Here is an 18981-nt window from a genome sequence, read left to right on the forward strand (position 1 = left end):
AAAGCAACATTATAAATAGTAATGCTGCTTTTTTGTGAGAGCTGAGATAAGGGTTGAGTGTTGCCAAAAATAAACCTAGTCGCTCGTAATGTCAAGTATTCTCTAAAGCGGTTTAACGTTTGTCTAAACGATTGGCGAGCCAGTTGCCAGACGCTTGAATCGATATCACCATCACTGACAACACCAGCACGATAAAAATCATCACCTCGGTCTGATAGCGATAATAGCCATAACGAATGGCCAAATCACCCAAACCACCACCGCCGATCATACCAGCCGCTGCTGAGTAAGAGAGTAAGCTGATACAAAGAATAGTGACCGAGAGTACCAATCCTGAGCGCGCTTCATTGAGCAGTACTTTGATGATTGTAAAAGGTCTGGCGCCCATCGATTCAGTTGCTTCAATAATACCGCGCGGTACTTCACGCAAATTTTGCTCAACCAAACGCGCAAAATAAAACGAACCTGCAATCGCAAGGACGAGAGAGGCGGCAATCGGACCGATACCAGTACCGACGATAGCTTTGGTAAACGGACTCATCGCAATCATCAAAATCACAAAAGGGAAGGCGCGCATAAAGTTGGTAATGGCGCCAAGTACGCCATAGAGTGTCTTGTTTTGCAAAAATTGTCGGTCACTGGACAAAAACAAGAATACGCCAAAGAGCCCACCGATAAGGATGGCGACCGTGGTTGAAATACCAAGCATGATAAACGTATCAACAAACGCACTCACAATCTCTTTGCGTAGGGCAAGCAGCTTGTCTATAGAGGCGGATAATTCAGTACCAGTTAACATATCTATTTCTCCTGCCTCATTAGTCCTCAACGACTAAGCCTTTGCCAATCGGGGTAGTTGCCTGAATCAGACCATCTCGTACATCGGCCACTTCTAATAGCTGACCTTGATGTAATAATGCTGCGCGATCACAGAGTCTGCGAATGACGCTCATCTCATGGGTTACGATGACGATGGTCACACCAAGTTGCTCATTGATATCGCGCAAACAAGTCAGCAAACTGCGAGTCGTTGCAGGGTCAAGCGCACTGGTTGGCTCATCGGCCAGCAATACTTTTGGACTCGGGGCAATCGCGCGGGCAATACCGACACGTTGCTTTTGCCCACCGGATAGCTGCGCAGGATAATGTCCAGCGCGATTAGTTAAATCGACAATCTCAAGACATTCCATAACGCGTTTATGAATATCGCGGCTAGGATAGCCTGACACTTTTAAATTAAATGCTACGTTGTCAAAAACCGTTTGATTAGACATGAGATTGAACTGCTGAAAAATCATACCGATATTATGACGAGCAATACGCAGTTCACTGGCAGATAGCGTGGTCAAGTCAGTACCGTCTATCACCACTTGGCCTGAATCTGGACGCTCAAGCATGTTAATCAAGCGCAACAAGGTCGATTTACCTGCGCCTGAATAGCCCATTAGACCAAAAATCTCGCCTTGTTTGATAGTCAGAGATGTCGGCTCAACAGCAGTAAACCAATGTGGTTTGCCGTCTTTGTCTTTGATTGATCGGTCGCTTAAAAACCTTTTGGTCACATCGTTTAAGACAATCATGTCATTCATGGAGGGCTCAAAATTCAATAAATTTTTTAATGGTCATCGTGTGTTGTTATGCTTCTATTACTAGATAAGAAGCCCATCAAAACGACAATAGTCAATAACCGTATAATAAGGGGCGGTAATATAGCATATTATCAGTCACTTTGGATATGCACATCCGTGACTGACTTATGATGAATAGCTATTAAGGAAGGAATGTTTGAGGGGTATCAGTGGAAGTAATATCAACAAAGTAACGTATTTTCAAATATAGCTGACTACTCATGCTGATTGTAATGAGGGTCATGTTCAACGGGTATGGCGACTAAAAAGCGAGTATGACCGTTTAGCGTATCAGTAGTGATCCGCCCTTGATGCGCGGTGACAATCTGAGAAACCAAAGAAAGCCCCAACCCTGACCCTTTATTCTTTTGCTGTAACCGTACAAATGGGCTAAACACTTCTTCGCGTTTTTCTTCAGGAATACCTGTGCCTTCATCAATCACCGCTAGTACTGCATATTTTGGTAGGGGACGTACCGGCTCAGTTTTTGCCTTTTTGAGATGCTTAGCAAATAAGCCTTCTTTACGCGGTGTGGCTGCGGCTTCGTTATTATTTTGGGTGTTGGCTTTAGCACTGTTTTTCGCTTTATCTTTGCTGCCATTTTTGTGGATAGTTGTATCAGTTGCTACTTTGTCAGTTTTTCTATTGCTATCGTTTTCAAGAGCATGCGCACGATTGTCGATTGTTCCATCTGTAGATTCGATAAGATTATCATGTACGCCTTTATTAGAGTCTAGAGTGTCTTTAGAATCAGGAACGGCCTTCCAAATCACTTTATCTAAATCGGTGCTAGCAATATGAGCATTAGGTTTTACAGAGCTTGGGGTGTTTTTAATAAAGTTAAGATCAGCATTTACATCTTCATCGACTGTTAGATTTTCGCCATTCTTGTAGATTGGCGGTGCTGGCAAGACAGCTATTGGCTCGACTGAATCAATTTTGTCTTTATTGCTCAGAGTAGAGTCGGCATTTTCGGGTGAAGCAGACTCCTGCTCATCACTATTGGTATCAAGCGACCCTTCATAAGAGTCAAAATCCAACAAGCTATTATAATCGGTGAAACTGCTAGAGAGCACGGTCTGCAATAGGTAATCAGGAACAGTGCCAGCATCTTCGATAGTCTGAACGCCGTACAGTAACACGGTAACGGGCGGCTTGCCATGAAGCATGGCATTGGTCAGTAGATTGCGAATGAGATGAGTCAACATTGATGATTGACCATCAATCATGATGTGCTCACCAATCAACGTGGCTTCAGGATAGTGCTGACGTTCTTGATTGACCAAATCGTATAAATCCAAGTTTTCAATTTGCTGCAAGGCATGACCTGCGTCTAGACGGCTGACCAACAATATACTTTCGACCAAATCATTGAGACCTGACAGATCGCGAGTGATGGCATGAGCGCGTTTATCAAACTTGGACTTGGTATCTGCTGGCAGCCCGCTTGCCAACATATCCATCATCTCAATCTGCAAGCGAATACGAGTAATCGGCGTGCGTAGTTCATGAGAGGCGTGCGCCAGTAGTAGATTATTGGCATCGACAAGATGTTCAATTTTTTGTGCTGCTTGGTTGAACCCTTTGGCCAGCGAGGCAATTTCATCGTTACCACGAGCGTTCACTCGTACCGTAAAATCACCATCACCCAACTGCGCCATTTGCTGGCTTAATTGATCAATACGCCACGTCATTGTACGGGCAATCAGCCACAACACTCCTGCCATAATAATGAGCAGCAGCAACGTACCTGTAAACAGATTAAGGGCGGCAGAGAGAACCGGTTTTTTGGGTGGTAGGCGTGACTCATACAGCAAGGTATAGCCTGTGCTGCTATACACTTGAGCTTGCTTGGTCGGAGACGTATCGGCAAGAGAGGGGAATACACGTGAAAACAATGAAGGCGTAGGTGGTAGCTCTAGTGGCAAGTCGCTATTGTCAGTTTGCATCAACAACCGACCTTCGCTGTCGTACAACCCCATTTTCGCCTGCAAAGACTCATCAAAAATATCAAAGCTTTTTTTGACAACAGCTAGCATAAATCGTGATTGTAGGTGATTGTCCTTGCTGATAGAGATATTTAGCTCATGCAGAAAGGGATCAATCTGACCCAAAATCTGCGTGGCCAATATCTCTGATCGGATTCCTGCGTCCTTGTCATGCACCAATTGGGTCAATAGCACCATAGCAACTGCAAATAAAATAAGTGCCAGCATAACGCTGGCAAATAGTTTGGCAAATACGGAACGAAAACCCAATTGCTGCATTAAACAATCTCTGTTATTGGACACTAATATCGACTGAGCTTAATATGCTCTCTATCGATTAATCCGTCTTTTATGATCAAACCTGATCAGTGGCAAATTGATAACCAACACCGCGCACCGTGATAATGCGTTTTGGTTGACGTGGGTTGTCTTCGATCAAAGCACGCAAACGTGAAATATGCACGTCAATGGCACGATCGATGTTGTCTGAGCTGTCGTCGTTTGGCATTGCCTGCCAAAGCTGCTCGCGATTTAGCACTTTGCCAGAATGGGTAGCAAAATAGTGTAGTAATTGGAACTGATGTGTCGTTAAACGTACAGGCTCATCATCGATAGTAACTTCGTGACTGTCAGGGAACACACTCAAACGACCAAAGGTTAAGCTATCTGACTGGCTATCTGCTTGGTTTGGCTGCTCATGACGGCGGATAACAGCACGGATACGGGCGAGAAGCTCACGCGGCTCGAAAGGCTTTGCGATATAGTCATCAGCACCCATCTCCAAACCTAACACGCGATCAGTTGTATCCCCTTTTGCGGTCAGCATAATAATAGGTACTTTATTGGTCATATTATTCTTGTTGCCACGAATTTTTTGACATACTTGCATGCCATCCATGTCAGGTAGCATCAAATCAAGTACGACCAAATCGATATCACGCTCTTTGGTATCTAACAGATCAAGGCCTTCTTGACCCAAACCTGCATGATGGACGTCATAGTAATTCATGGTCAAATAATCACTGATCAGCTCTGCTAAATCTGGATCATCTTCAATCAATAAAATCTGCTTGCTCATGGGATATCCTCTAATTGTTCTTATAATTTGCCAAAGGTCTAATGTGTGCTAGTCGCTTAACTATGATAACTATGATAGAAGTATCAATAGTTTTTACATTCTATGCCATTAAACCTCTGAGCCTCTAAGTTTTCAGGTGTTTTAGAGTACTGAACTATCATGATGATAAAAATACGTAGTGATAAAGATAGTCCTAAATACTCGGATAGTGCTATATATAGTACGACTATATTGCCTAATGATGCTGTTACAAAACAAGATAGGCTTTGTTAATGTTTCTACCAAATGTAACTGTCAGCGTGAATGGCTATGACACGATGACTTTTTTGCCTTCAGAGTCAATAGGTAAGTCAGCCAAGCAAATTAAACTATCGTTACTCACACCAGCAATCAAATATTGTTGCGTGGTCGGATCATACTCAACAACCTCAATAGGCTGGCGTGTCAAACGCTGGTCTTGGCCAATAATCCAGACATTGGCGGTCAACGGTTTAAGCGGCATATAAGGCGGTTTTTGTAACTCTGTTAAGTCAACATCATGTAAGGCGCGCTTGGGCACGATAGTACCTACGTCTATTTGTCCATAATTGACTCGCCCCGTGACCTTTATTTCTGGTTGTAGCTTGTCACGGCTGGCTTCATTGTCAATGACGTTAACATACACCAACAGTTTTTTTGGCTGGCTGGTAGGCACAAGCTTACTGACCTGACCTGTAAACTTGTCAGTGATACCTTCGGTCGTAAAATTGACAGTCTGACCAACTGAAAGCTGAGGCTCCGCTTGAATGGGTAGTGTCGCCGCAAAGTGCAATTTGGTCTCGTCACTAATTTCTAATAGGGGCGTGCGCGCCGCCATTTTTTCACCAGTTGTGGCATATAGGTTTTCTACACGACCTGAAAAGCTAGCAGTTATCGTCACCAAATTATATTGTGGGTTCGGTTTTTTAGTAGCAGTTTTTATACCATTACTATCGGCGTTATCACTATTATCTGTCACAAGGTTTGCTGCTGACGACTCTTTTTTATCATTGTTAGTATTATTTACATTAGCATCATTATCAACAGATAAAGCCTTAGTAGAGCTAGAGTCAGAATTGTCGTCAATACTTGGTGTATTCTCTGGTTTCTTATTATTGGTAGTGCTTGTCACTATCTCTTCTTTAGAAGAGTTGGCTTCTGTAGATGTGTCTGATTTTACGGTAGGATCACTCACCGCCGCCAAACGCCTGACAACTAGTAAAGGCGTACCTTTTTCTACCCATTGACCTTCGCTAACGAACGTTTTTTCTATATTGACGGGATGTACTGCAAAAAATTTGGTTTGTTTGATAGGCTCGATGCTACCTTGCAGCCCTAGACTTGGCTGATAACGGGAAGACTTTATACTGAGTATGTGTTCTGGTGTGATCGTGACACTATCACTGGTAATGACAACGGGGGAGTCTGCCGTTGCCGTGTTTTCAGGAGCGACTGATTCATTCTCAGATGGTGAGGGTTGACAAGCAGCAAGCAATAAAACGCTGAGCAAGTAGAGGCTTTTTTTGGAATGTTTAAAGGCTGTCATAGCAGTCACCGTTATAGTCGTCGTTTCATTATATAGTGAATAGATACGCGGTGGAACAATTGCGCCACACTTACTAATCTTAGATGCGTAAGCGTTTGTCATAAGAAAATAGATGAGGTTGCCGACTTATTAAATAAGAACAGCGGTTTATGATACTCATTAGTTAGAACATTAATTCGCTAATGACTGGAAAAGCATCAATAACTGTGCTAAAACAAACATAACGAAATACTGTGATACATTTTTATCACAAAAGAAAATTATTCAGCAATGTGGTTATTGATTCTATATAATGCAGGGATATCATAAAGTTGGTTGCCTCGTTGTTTAAATGACGTTGTCACTGAAAGTAAGTGAGTTCAAAAACTTTTGAGTGTTTTAAGAGATAATACGACTTTGCTTGATGGTTATAGAAGTAAAATATCAGGCCTAAAAAGCTAAGAATCGCACTCAATTTTATGAGCTTATTACGAGCAAAGTGCGTATAGTAACTCATGTTGACGCTGTGTTTGATGGGCAGACACTGATAAAAGGTATTCACTGTCATAAAAGGTCTAATGAAGTCTCAGTCTTTTGTATTGGTCTCATATTGACTGATATCATGACTTAAGATGATTGTTAGAGCTTTATATAGACAGAGAGCGTTACGAATAAATAGTCGTTCATAGGATAATGATAATGGAAAATAATTTTGAAGGTTTGAAAGTAATGGTGATTGATGATTCAAAAACCATTCGCCGTACCGCAGAAACCTTGCTACAAAAAGCGGGTTGTGAAGTCGTAACCGCTATAGATGGCTTCGATGCCTTAGCAAAAATTGTTGATAACAACCCAGATATTATTTTTGTCGACATCATGATGCCGCGCTTAGATGGCTATCAGACTTGTGCACTCATAAAAAATAACCCTGATTATGCTAATAAACCCGTGATTATGTTGTCATCTAAAGATGGCTTATTTGATAAAGCCCGTGGCCGCATCGTCGGATCTGATGAGTATTTGACCAAACCATTTAGTAAAGATGAGCTTTTTGATGCGATTAACCAGTACCGTTAATCAGCTCTATAGACTCAAATATAGTGATTGCTAAGATTAAAAATAATGACTCACTATTTAAGTGACTAACATACTAAGTGACTAGCATAAAAATAAATCACGAATAAGATGTTGGCCATTATTTTCAGTCGTTTTATCAACAATATATCCTCATAGATATTTTAGAAAATAAAGGAAAATCCTATGGCTACCGTTTTAGTCATTGACGACTCACCATCAGAAATGGCGAAATTTCGCGACATGCTTTCTAAAAATAACTTTCAAGTATTAGAAGCATCAAATGGCGAGCAGGGCTGTCAGATGGCAGCTGATCATCTGCCAGATGTCATTTTAATGGATGTAGTAATGCCAGAAATGAACGGTTTTCAGGCTACGCGAAAAATCACTCGCGGCAAAACCACCGCTCATATACCTGTCATTATGATCAGTACCAAAAATCAAGAAACCGATAGAGTGTGGGGCAAGCGTCAAGGTGCCAAAGAGTATATGAATAAGCCAGTCGATGAAAACGTATTGGTCAATATGATTCGCAAAGTGATGGAGTAACTTGTGGCCTCTAGAGGATTCATTGAGCTTCTGCGTCTAGCAGATTTGGCACGTGCGCGCAAAAGCGGTCGCCGCGGTGGTCAAGAGTTTGATTGGCAAGGGGTGGTATTTGAGATTGGTGGTCAGCGCTTAGTTGCTCCTATGGGTCAGGTATCAGAGGTGTTATCCATGCCAGAATACACTAGCTTACCTCTAGTAAAGCCTTGGATGCTAGGTATTGCCAATATTCGCGGACGACTACTACCTTTGACGGATTTGTCACGCTTTTTACAAGTGCCAAGCCGCTTGCCACAGCTAAGCCAGCGCAAAGTTATTGTGATCGATCACGATAATAACTTTTCAGGGCTACTGGTCGATCAAGTGCTTGGTATCGAACAGTTCACTCAGGAACATTACCGCCCAGAAGCGATTGATTCCAATTCACCATTTGCACCTTATAACCATGGTAAGTTTTTGAAAGACGAGCAGGAGTGGTACGTTTTCATGCCAAGCTTGCTGGCACAAGATCTGCAGTATTCAGATGCTGCGATATAGTAATCGACAATAAAACATCTATTTATTCGGTAACGACAGATTAATAGCGGCTGACACGATACAGTGGAATGTCAGTATTTATACAGGCTTTGCTAATCATTGTTTTGATAACAACAAGATTGTCAAAGTCAGTCACGATAAGACTTTGACGATTGTTTGAAAGGGATACGCAAGATGAGTGATGTTAAAAGAAAACCTGTAGCTGGTACAGGCAACACAACTGTAGAAGGCAAAGAGACCAATAATACGTGGAATCTATTATTAGGATTTTTTATTCTGCTGAGTGTGGTCTGTGTCGTTTGGTTGGCTAACGCGGTGTTATCGGTGAGTCAAGACTTTACTAACTTTAATCAAACAATTGTTTTACCAGCACTTGTCTTTGCTATTGGTGCTTTGGGTATTATGTTTGCCTCGTATCAATTGCTTAAGCAACGTGGGGGATCGGAGCGTTTGCTGATTGAAAAAGAAACCTTACGCCGCCGTCAAGAAGCAGAAGCAGAGTCTGAACGAGCTCGTCAAATTCAAGAAGAAAATGAACGTAACCAGATCGCTATTCTACGCCTACTTGATGAGTTAGGGGATTTGGCAGAAGGTGATTTGACGGTCAATGCTACCGTGTCAGAAGACTTTACAGGGGCAATTGCTGATTCAGTCAACTTCGCAATTGACCAATTACGTCAATTGGTCTTGGTTATTAACAGTACTGCCGACCGAGTTGCACAGTCTTCAGATCAAACGCAGATGAACGCTGTTGAGCTTGCTGAAGCTTCTGAACATCAAGCGCAAGAAATTGCTGGTGTATCAGCCGCTATTAATGAGATGACCGTGTCAATTGACCAAGTTTCGAATAATGCGTCAGAGTCTGCGACGGTTGCTCAGCGTTCAGTTGCCATTGCCTATAATGGGGCAGAAGTTGTACAGCGTTCGATTGAAGGTATGAACGTTATTCGTGATCAGATTCAAGAGACATCGAAACGTATCAAGCGCCTTGGTGAGTCTTCTCAAGAGATTGGTGATATCGTTGGCTTGATTAACGATATTGCAGACCAAACCAACGTTCTGGCATTGAACGCCGCCATTCAGGCATCGATGGCAGGTGAGGCTGGTCGAGGCTTTGCAGTTGTTGCTGATGAGGTTCAGCGTCTGGCTGAGCGTTCAGCGAATGCGACCAAACAGATTGAAACGTTGGTAAAAACCATTCAGGCGGATACTAATGAGGCTGTTATGTCGATGGAATCGACGACATCTGAAGTAGTACGTGGTGCTCGTTTGGCAAAAGATGCTGGTGAAGCACTAGAAGAGGTACAGAGCGTTTCTAACACGTTGGCTGACTTGATTCAGAACATCTCAAATGCTGCATTACAGCAGGCTGAATCTGCTGGCCATATTTCTCATACTATGAATATCATTCAAGATATTACTTCACAAACCTCATCTGGTACGTTGGCCACAGCACGTTCTATTGGTGAGTTGAGTGAAATGGCTGCCGCACTACAAGAGTCGGTTACTGGCTTTAAAGTATCGAACGATGATGAATTGTTAGATGATGAAATGATTAACTCTGAACAAACCTTATCAGAAATTGTCTAACCTTTTAGCTTGAATATTGAATCGGTATTGATACGTCTTTTTGTATAAGATTTTAATTAAAATGCTGTATAGGTTCTGACGCCGTGCAGCATTAATAATAGCAGGCGACGTGAACAATCATATACAAGCAGAAAAGGCTCTATCTAATACATTTGAACCTGTATGGGGTGATGAGATGATACAGGGCGATAGTGCTAATTTACAGCAATGGCAGAGATATATAGAACAAGAGATTGGCTTTATATTGCCAAATACGCAGCTGCAGTGGTTGACCAATGCCATTGACCACACAGCAACATTAAATGGACTCACTACTCAGCAGCTCTGGTATCAATTACCAAAGAATAATGAGATTCGTCAGCAGCTATTAGACAAAGTGCTCATTCATGAGAGTCGCTTTTTTCGTCATAAACCTTCTATCGATTTCATCACACGATATGCAATAGACAAGTGTGCAGATGACAGGAGTAAGCCCTTTCGCATTTGGAGCGTTGGTTGTGCAAGTGGGCACGAGACTTGGTCACTGGCCATGAGTCTGACAGCAGCGCAGTTATCCAATCATGTGATACTGGGAACAGATGTGAGCGAGCAAGCGATTACAAACGCGCGATTAGGACAATATGATCAACGGCAGTATTCATTAATTCCTCAAAATTGTCAGCAGTTTGTTTACCCTTTGATCACCAAAAATGCAGGTAATGAGCTGAGTATGGCTGATACTTCTAGTAAAGTAGAAAGGTCTATCAATACTCAGTTTGACTGGCAAGTAGCGCCAGCTTTACGACCTTATGTTAGCTTTGCTCTACACAATGTTATTGAACAAAAATCACCCACTTCGCATCTTCAAAATGTGATTATCTGCCAAAACATGCTGCTGTATTTTCGCAAGTTTGATCAGCGTGATATTTTGGCATGGCTATCAGAGCAGTGTGCGGTAGAGGGATATATTATATTGGCTCCAGGTGAGGCGTTGTTTTGGCGCCCTTCGAATATGCGCCGTATTGCGCACCCACAAGTGAATGTGTGGCAAAAAATTAGTGCCTAAATTAGTGCCTAGACGAGTTAGGATAAACCTATGAAAAAGCAGCCCAATGACATAGTGACGCTTGAGTGGTTGTCGCCACTGCTCAATCAGCAATTATCACAGATATCTGATGGCTGGCAATCAGGTGCTGATATCGACAGTTATCAACAGATGACATCGCACTACTATCAAGTTAGTGGTGCGCTGACTATGATTCGCTTGCCTCTACTAGCAGATCTTGCCAATAAGTTGAGTTTTATGGCGAGCTTGGGGGCTAGTCACAATCTGTCTGCTAGAGACTGTCAAATAGGCAAGTTTTCTCATAAGTTATTGCAACATGCGCTCAATCAATATACGCATCTAGGCAAATACAACCGTGCTCTAATAAATAAGGCTACTAATGAGCTTGCTCAGATACTATCGCAACGAGGTGTGGAAGCAGATGCATTTATAGATGCTACTGATACCCAGCATGCGCATCTAAACAATGATGATACTCATGAAGATATGGTTCATGAAGATATTGTCAATAGCATTCAGATCGCAGTACCCACGAGTAATGTTACGACCAATTTAGAAGATCAACACTATCAGCAGATGTTACTGGTGTGGCGACAGCAAGTACAAAAATTGCTGGTTGCCAATATGAATCAGGCACCTGTTCTACAAATTTTAGAAAAAGTTAGTCAATATCTATGGCAGAATACTCAAGACAATGATTTACAGCGTCTATGGTATTTGAGCGAGTTGTGGCTGAGTGATCTTGCCCATAATGAAGCGCCATCACCTGAATATTATGCGCCACTATTAGGTCAGCTTGATCGCGTCATAGAATCTGCTACTCAGCCCACGCACTTATCTTCGAGCCTTGTTAAAGGCTTGATCAACAGTGTCTATATTCAGCTCATCTACCTAGAGAATAGTAGCGAGCGAACTCAATCTACCCTTAATGAGATATCACAGCGTGAGCCTGCGACCTTACGTTTTTTAACGCGATTGCTCAGTGAGATTGAGACTCTTATCTTCAATCTAGATAAGCCAGATACGCTAATAAATCCTCTACGATATATAAAGAGCCAGCTTGAGAGTCGAGGTTGGGTGCAATATGCGTCGCAAGTTGAATCGATCCTTACAGATTTAGAGCAAGCACGCTTATCAGAGACAGAGTTTACGCAGCAGCAATGGCACATAGAGCGCAAGCTACAAGAGCTATATAGTGCTATTTACGATACCGAGCAGGCAATATCACTCAAAATTGGCGCTTCTTCTTCTTCTTTTGCTATTATACCTGAAGCGTTTGATAGCAGTGATGTAAAGGATGAAGGTAGACATGAGTCAGTTTCTACTGACAGTGACTTACGTGAGCTACGTATTGCCGTTGAAGAGATCAAGGAAAGCTTTAACGAGTATATACAACGTCAAGATATCCAGTCTTTACCAGTCATTGCTGACTTTGACAAGATTGCCCATGCTTTTGATGATATGGGACTGCCAGTCATTAGTGAGACGATAGAAAATATAGGCAGTATATTCACACAACTGCTCACTCATGAGGTTGCTGTACTTAGCTGGGATGTGACCCAAGCCTTGGCGGAGAGTCTGACCTCGATTGAATTGTTACTCGACTATCTTGCGCAGCAAGTCTTTGATCAAAACTTATTGACGCAGGCAAATGAGTATGCAGCGAAAGCATCACAGCTTCTTAATGCGTATGCGAAATCACCAGAAACAACTAACGATACATGGCTGACGCAAAAGCCAGTCGCGATGAATGTGCTTCGTTATGATGATAGTGGTGAGATCGCACCTGTGACCAGCTCAGATAATGAAACGGTGATAGCAACGCAAGATACCACTGATACTAATCCTAATGTAGAGAGTGATGCATTGCTGCGTGCTCGTGAACAACTCAAGCCTGACAACTTTGAAGTTGATGAAGAGATTCGTGATATTTTTATCGAAGAAGTGAACGACGTCATTACTGATTTAGAAGATTTTCTTCCTATTTGGCAGCAGGATTCACAAAATCTAACACCCTTGACCGAAGTCCGTAGAAGCTTTCATACCTTAAAAGGCTCAGGCCGCATGGTTGGTGCCTTTAGCATCAGTGAGATGGCGTGGTCAATAGAAAACCTACTTAACCGTCTGTTGGATAAGACACTCCCTGTAACAGACGATGTCGTACGTCTGGTAATAGAGACGGCGGAACGTTTGCCAGTGCTACTGACAGATTTTGCCGCACAACAATTACCGAGCTCTGATCCTGCTATTACTATTCTGAAAAGTCGTAACCTAATGACGCAGCAGCCTGTCAATGCTGGTTTAGATACGTTTGAGACTGGAATCACTGAAACATCAGCTGAAGTAGCGTTAGGTATCGATGACTCTGATTCAATGGATGATGTATCGTTAGAAACATTACTTTCGAGCGTTGATGGTGCTGAAGGAGCAGATTCTGAAAGCAATAATACAAATATACCAGAATCGCTATCTGGTTTAGAGATTCCAGCAGTACTTATCCCGTTTATGCAAGAAACCGAGCAATTAGCAGCCGATGCGAATGATTCAGATCCTGATATTAAAGAGATATTTATAGAAGAGGCCGAGGAAGTACTTGCCGAAATCGTACCTTTATATGAAGGTTGGCAGCTAGCATCGACTGACCTTGCCGCTCTAAAAGATATCCGTCGCGGTTTTCATACTCTAAAAGGCTCTGGTCGCATGGTGGGCGCTAATTACACCGCCGAGCTAGCATGGGCGATAGAGAATATGCTTAATCGCGTATTGGATCATAGTGTTATTGTCTCAAATGATATGTGTCAGCTGATGTCAGATGTATTGGCCGCTTATCCTGAAATGTTAGTAGCATTTGAAAATAACAGCCAAGATTACCCAGCTTTAGTGCCCTTATGGATTGCCTGCGCCAATGCCTATAGTAAGCAACAGGGTGATGCGTTTAGTTACTCTCGCTTATATGAGCAAGCAACAAGCCATTCTGAAGCTGAAGCTGAAGCTGACGCCGCGCAAGAGCCTGTATTGATGACTAGCATAGACGAAGACAATCCTACCTATGATGAGACTAATGAAGCGATAGACATGACGCTACAGACCTTCCATTCTGTCAACGAAAAAATGGCAGAGGCAACTGTTGTTTTAGCGCCTCAAAGCGAAGAAGAAAAAGCATTTTGTAAGATATTTATTGATGAAGCAGAAGAGTTACTTCATCACATTGATCAATTTGTCAGCGACAATCAAGATCAGCAACTGATTGAGATAACGGATGAAATAGTACGTGCATTTCACACATTACGAGCCGCATCTGGCTCCAGTGCTTTGGCTGCTATCAGCGAAGTTAGCGCAGCGATAGAGCACAGTTTGGAGCTATTGCATCAGCAAGATATAGCGATGAGTGCCCAACATCTAGAGGCTTTAGCGCAATCTGCCAAGCTGATAAATGGTTATTTAAGTAGCTACAAACAAAATATTCAGCAGCGTAGTGTCATAGTAGAAGATTCACACAGTCAGCAAGAGCAAGACATAGCGTCATTGCAAGCAATGCTGGCTGAGCAGTATGTCATTAGTGATGCTGATGCGACCGTTGTTACTAATAGCAAACCAACGATAGAAGAGCTATTAGATAATAATATCGACACGTTGTTAGATGCTGAGTGGGGGTTAGAGGAGGCGCTCGGTCATGCTGAAAAAGAACACAGTCAAGACTATATCGCGCAGCAAATTTCACAAATCACCTGTTTAATAGATAAAGCTCAAGCATTTCCAAAATTCATTACCGTTCTGAATGAGCTAGGTAATGCCTATAGTTACCTGAGTGATAATATTGATAAAGCGAGAGATAGAGATATTCAATCTATTCTGCTATCAGGTCATGCCCAGTTGATTGGGCTATTCGATGCCCTAGCTGGTAGTACGTCATTGAAAATAGACCAGCAGGTAATGAGTGAGCTACAAGGTATCTATCAAAATGATAACCTTGACGATAACGACGAAGGCTTTGTCGTTCGAGCTATTTCAGCACCTAAAATCCAATTTGAAACGATTGATACGGATATTGAGCTATTAGAGATTTTCTTAGAAGAAGCTCAAGAACTTGATAACGCCCTAGATGAGAGTTTCAATAAATGGCGTGACGATATTACTAATATCAACTCGCTAAAAGTATTACAGCGTCATTTGCACACCATTAAAGGTGGCGCACGGATGGCTGGCATTCGTAGTATTGGTGATCTAACTCATGAAGCAGAAAGTGTTTATGAGTCTTTTGTAGAAAACAGACGAGAGCCGACGACACAGTGGCTTGAGATTATGCAAATGGTGCAAGACACGATGTCGCAACAAGTGATGCATATCGTGAATCATAAAAAATCCTTTTTCACCTCAGAGCTGATTGAGCAACTAAGAACGTTTGAAAAAGAAAAAACCTTACCAGAAACGGTAGAGCTGATCATACCAGTACCGAAAAACTATTTTGAACCAGACATTCAAAACGTAGTGGCGGATGAGGCCATTAGCAATACCGAAACATCAGAATTGCTCAGCCTAGACACTATGATTAAGCAATCATGGGCTAATGGGTTGCCTGATCCAGACATATTATCGGTGTTCTTAGAAGAGGCGGAGGAGCTTACCAATCGTAATAAATACCTGCATTTGTTCTTGAACGACACAAATAATACCACAGCATTACAAGCACTTCAGCGAGATCTGCATACGATTAAGGGCGGTGCCCGAATGGTGACTGCGTCCGGTATCGCTGATTTGGCTCATGAGATGGAGTCGGTTTATACGGATTTTGTGAGTAACCGTCGTCCCCCTACTCAGAAAGTATTAGAGTTGCTAGTTGCCAGTCATGATTGGCTTGCTGATGCCGTATTTATACTTCAGCATCATGTCAATCCGCCAACGCCTGCACTATTGATCGAGGCGTTAGAGCAGTTTGGGAGAAATCCTGATAGTCTCAAACAAGTTCCTAAAGAATCCCTACAGTCTCAGCGCGAAGCAATTTTGATTGCCAAAGAAAACCAAGACCCTCACTATCTTGCAAAAGATATTAGCGAGATGCCATCTATGTTCAGTAATACCAATAAGGAGGACGACAGCACTAGTAGTAATGAAATGATTCGTATCTCAGGTGGTCTGATTGAGCATATGATTAATCTATCTGGTGAGTCAGCGATTAACCGCGCCCGTATTGATATGGGTATTAGTAGCTTGACCAACAGTATCGAAGAGATGGGTACAACGGTACAGCGACTGGCAGATCAGTTACGCCGTATGGAGATTGAGCTTGAAGCTCAGATTTTGTCACAAATAGATGATGAGCTGATTGATAATGAGGATTTCGATCCTCTCGAGATGGATCAGTATTCTTCACTGAATCAATTATCAAAATCATTGACAGAATCTGCCTCGGATTTGGTGGATATTAACCATACTCTATTAGAAAAGACTCGTGATAGTGAAAGCCTGTTGCTACAGCTATCGCGGACACAGACTGAGTTGCAAGATGGGCTGATGAATTCGCGTATGGTACCATTCACGCGTCTGACACCGCGTCTTGAGCGTATTGTTCGGCAGACGGCTAATGAGTTGAATAAATCGGTTGAGCTGACCATCATCAACGCTGATGATGAGATGGACAGAACCATCCTAGAGCGGATTACCTCACCGCTTGAGCATATGCTACGAAATGCTGTCGATCACGGTATCGAAACCACATCAGCACGTCTAAAAGCAGGTAAAGAGCGCAGTGGTAATATTACGCTTGAGGTACATCGTGAAGGTAGTGAGATTGTCATCCAACTATCAGATGATGGCCGTGGTATCGATGTAGAAGCGGTAAGAAATAAAGCGATCTCTCAAGGTCTTATTGATGCAGACGATGACAGTCTCTCTGATCTTGATATTATGCAATATATCTTTAATGCTGGGCTGAGTACTAGTAAGCAGGTGACACAGATCTCTGGACGCGGCGTTGGCATGGACGTTGTTATTAGTGAAATTCGTCAGTTAGGCGGTGCGGTCTCTGTTGTCTCCGAGCTTGGCAAAGGCTCTAAATTTACGATGCGCTTGCCATTGACTGTTGCTGTTTCTGATGCGCTGGTTGTGCGCGCCGCAGATCGTTACTATGCAATACCATTGGTACAGATTGAGCGCGTGGTACGGGTTAACCCAGAAAAGCTCTATGACTATTATCATTCAGATGATGCTACATTGAACTTTGAAGACACGGAATATCGTGTACGCTATCTCAACGAGATCTTATCTGGTAATAAACTGAACGAGCTGGTGGTTAATACCAACACCAGTCTGCCGCTGATTATTATTAAAAACCGCACAGGGCAAAATATTGCACTGCAAGTTGATCAGATTGCAGGATCACGTATCGAAGTTGTTGTTAAGCCTCTAGGACAGCAACTATCAAACATACCAGGTATTTCAGCGGCTACTATCATGGGTGATGGCTCGGTAATGCTCATCCTAGACTTAATTGCATTAATGCGTAACGCACAGCTGGTCAAAAACCTCTCAAAATCTGCGAGTACCAAGCGAGGACGTATCGCCACCAAATCAACGATACTGGTAGTCGACGACTCAGTAACTGTACGTAAGGTAACGTCTCGCTTCTTGGAGCGTCAAGGATTCAATGTGGCGGTTGCAAAAGATGGCATCGATGCAATCGAGATACTACAAGATACAACACCAGATATGATCTTGTTAGATATCGAAATGCCGCGTATGGATGGATTCGAGGTGGCGACTCAGGTCAGATTCAATAGTCGATTACAGCATATCCCAATTATTATGATTACCTCACGTACTGGAGAAAAACATCGTGAGCGTGCTCTAGAGATTGGGGTGAACGACTATATGGGTAAACCATTCCAAGAAAAAGAGCTTCTTGAAAAAATTCAAAGACTACTAGGTGAAGAGGTTAGCCTAACTAATGACGGATAATGCACGTGTTTTAGCACTGCGGCAAAAAAGCAATCATGATATCAAAGTGCTGGTGATGGCAGAGGATCATCGCCAGCGCTTGGCTTTTTCAGATACCGTACGTAGTTGCGGCTTTACCCTTGTAGGTTGTGTGTCAAGAGCACAGTGGCAAGAAAAAAGTGAGCTGTCTAATGCAGATATTGATATTTGGCTGATAGACAGTGATTACGACGACAGTGTAGCAACCGCAACAATCGCGTCAAAATCAGCGGCTGTCTTGGTGGGCTTTAGCCAAGCACCGTATCTCAATGAGGCACAGCAATATGGTAAATGGCAGCGTAAGTTAAAACGTAAACTTGCAAAGCTTTTAGCACTACCAGCCCTGATCGATACTCCCGAATACAAGGGCGATGACACTGAAAGAAGCTGGCAGTATGTCGTGTTTCTGGGCGCGTCTATGGGCGGCCCTAGTGCGGTAAAAGAATTTTTAGACAATGTGCCAGCGACACTGCCAGTGTGTATTTTATTGGCGCATCATTTCAATCAGACCATGATTGGTACGTTACCACGGATACTCAATCGCCATAATGATTGGCGCTGTGAGGTTATCGCGTCCTCGCAGCGTTTGCGAGCAGGGCATTGCCTCATAGCCCCTATTGATAAGCAAATAGTCTGTGATTCAGCTGGTAGGGTCATCTTGTTAGATCAAGCATGGAGCGGTGAATATAAGCCTGCTATTGGTCAGATTCTAAAAAACACCAGTGATGTCTATGGTAGCGATCTAATCAATATTATATTTTCGGGTATGGGCAATGATGGCTCTCAGTATTTGGATATGGTTCAAGACAACAACAGCCAGTTGTGGGCGCAAGACCCTAGTCTGAGTGCATGTCCGAGTCAACCTCAGGCTATTATTGACTCAGGGTATTGTGGTTTCGTTGGTAGTCCGACAGATTTGGCAAAAAAACTGACTGATTATATTGGTGAAAGGGCAGCAAGCCATTCACGCTAACTGATTG

At 42.8% G+C, this 18981-nt stretch carries 11 protein-coding genes and 1 pseudogene; 7 read left to right on the forward strand and 5 right to left on the reverse strand.

Annotated elements, in window-relative coordinates; translation table 11 throughout:
- Window positions 1-112: 112 nt before the first annotated feature.
- From HL061_RS10615 to HL061_RS10635, 5 genes are all read right to left on the reverse strand, one after another.
- On the reverse strand, window positions 113-799 hold the full coding sequence (locus HL061_RS10615; RefSeq protein WP_252962812.1) for a methionine ABC transporter permease: 687 nt from the start codon (window positions 797-799) through the stop codon (window positions 113-115).
- Between the two features lie 19 nt (window positions 800-818).
- On the reverse strand, window positions 819-1589 hold the full coding sequence (locus HL061_RS10620) for a methionine ABC transporter ATP-binding protein (RefSeq protein WP_240365441.1): 771 nt from the start codon (window positions 1587-1589) through the stop codon (window positions 819-821).
- A gap of 254 nt (window positions 1590-1843) precedes the next feature.
- Entirely contained in the window at window positions 1844-3895 is a 2052-nt protein-coding gene (locus tag HL061_RS10625) for a sensor histidine kinase (protein ID WP_252962813.1), read from the reverse strand.
- A 76-nt stretch (window positions 3896-3971) separates the two neighbouring features.
- The gene (locus HL061_RS10630) at window positions 3972-4694 is read right to left on the reverse strand and encodes a response regulator transcription factor (RefSeq protein WP_058025471.1); all 723 of its coding nucleotides are present in this window, start codon (window positions 4692-4694) and stop codon (window positions 3972-3974) included.
- 307 nt (window positions 4695-5001) lie between these two features.
- The gene (locus HL061_RS10635) at window positions 5002-6258 is read right to left on the reverse strand and encodes an HlyD family efflux transporter periplasmic adaptor subunit (RefSeq protein WP_212564178.1); all 1257 of its coding nucleotides are present in this window, start codon (window positions 6256-6258) and stop codon (window positions 5002-5004) included.
- Window positions 6259-6936: 678 nt separating this feature from the next.
- Between HL061_RS10635 and pilG the strand changes: the two genes are divergently transcribed.
- The 7 genes and pseudogenes from pilG (at window position 6937) to HL061_RS10670 (ending at window position 18974) form a co-directional block, all read left to right on the forward strand.
- Window positions 6937-7314 carry a twitching motility response regulator PilG gene (gene pilG / locus HL061_RS10640; protein WP_057761576.1) on the forward strand — a complete coding sequence of 126 codons (378 nt, stop codon included), beginning with the start codon at window positions 6937-6939 and terminating at the stop codon, window positions 7312-7314.
- A 183-nt stretch (window positions 7315-7497) separates the two neighbouring features.
- Complete coding sequence (locus HL061_RS10645; RefSeq protein ID WP_071002986.1) at window positions 7498-7860, forward strand: response regulator; 363 nt, start codon at window positions 7498-7500, stop codon at window positions 7858-7860.
- 3 nt (window positions 7861-7863) lie between these two features.
- Window positions 7864-8394: a chemotaxis protein CheW gene (locus tag HL061_RS10650; protein ID WP_071002987.1), complete on the forward strand. Its 531-nt coding sequence runs from the start codon at window positions 7864-7866 to the stop codon at window positions 8392-8394.
- A gap of 360 nt (window positions 8395-8754) precedes the next feature.
- A pseudogene (locus tag HL061_RS10655) lies at window positions 8755-9984 on the forward strand (methyl-accepting chemotaxis protein); the annotation flags it as partial.
- Window positions 9985-10093: 109 nt separating this feature from the next.
- Window positions 10094-11029 (forward strand): CheR family methyltransferase, encoded by a 936-nt coding sequence (locus HL061_RS10660; protein WP_071002989.1) that lies wholly within the window; start codon window positions 10094-10096, stop codon window positions 11027-11029.
- A 30-nt stretch (window positions 11030-11059) separates the two neighbouring features.
- Complete coding sequence (locus tag HL061_RS10665; protein ID WP_252962814.1) at window positions 11060-17983, forward strand: Hpt domain-containing protein; 6924 nt, start codon at window positions 11060-11062, stop codon at window positions 17981-17983.
- Window positions 17973-18974, forward strand: a complete 1002-nt coding sequence (locus tag HL061_RS10670) for a chemotaxis protein CheB (RefSeq protein ID WP_093069309.1) — start codon at window positions 17973-17975, stop codon at window positions 18972-18974. The genes HL061_RS10665 and HL061_RS10670 overlap by 11 nt, the downstream gene beginning before the upstream one ends.
- Window positions 18975-18981: the final 7 nt, after the last annotated feature.

The sequence above is a fragment of the Psychrobacter sp. PSP genome, from assembly GCF_024085615.1.
GTDB lineage: Bacteria > Pseudomonadota > Gammaproteobacteria > Pseudomonadales > Moraxellaceae > Psychrobacter > Psychrobacter pacificensis.

Excerpts from the sequence above, each read along its gene's own strand:
- HL061_RS10615 (WP_252962812.1), bottom strand. The coding sequence starts at position 799 with ATGTTAACTGGTACTGAATTATCCGCCTCTATAGACAAGCTGCTTGCC.
- HL061_RS10620 (WP_240365441.1), bottom strand. The coding sequence starts at position 1,589 with ATGAATGACATGATTGTCTTAAACGATGTGACCAAAAGGTTTTTAAGC.
- HL061_RS10625 (WP_252962813.1), bottom strand. The coding sequence starts at position 3,895 with ATGCAGCAATTGGGTTTTCGTTCCGTATTTGCCAAACTATTTGCCAGC.
- HL061_RS10630 (WP_058025471.1), bottom strand. The coding sequence starts at position 4,694 with ATGAGCAAGCAGATTTTATTGATTGAAGATGATCCAGATTTAGCAGAG.
- HL061_RS10635 (WP_212564178.1), bottom strand. The coding sequence starts at position 6,258 with ATGACAGCCTTTAAACATTCCAAAAAAAGCCTCTACTTGCTCAGCGTT.
- pilG (WP_057761576.1), top strand. The coding sequence starts at position 6,937 with ATGGAAAATAATTTTGAAGGTTTGAAAGTAATGGTGATTGATGATTCA.
- HL061_RS10645 (WP_071002986.1), top strand. The coding sequence starts at position 7,498 with ATGGCTACCGTTTTAGTCATTGACGACTCACCATCAGAAATGGCGAAA.
- HL061_RS10665 (WP_252962814.1), top strand. The coding sequence starts at position 11,060 with ATGAAAAAGCAGCCCAATGACATAGTGACGCTTGAGTGGTTGTCGCCA.
- HL061_RS10670 (WP_093069309.1), top strand. The coding sequence starts at position 17,973 with ATGACGGATAATGCACGTGTTTTAGCACTGCGGCAAAAAAGCAATCAT.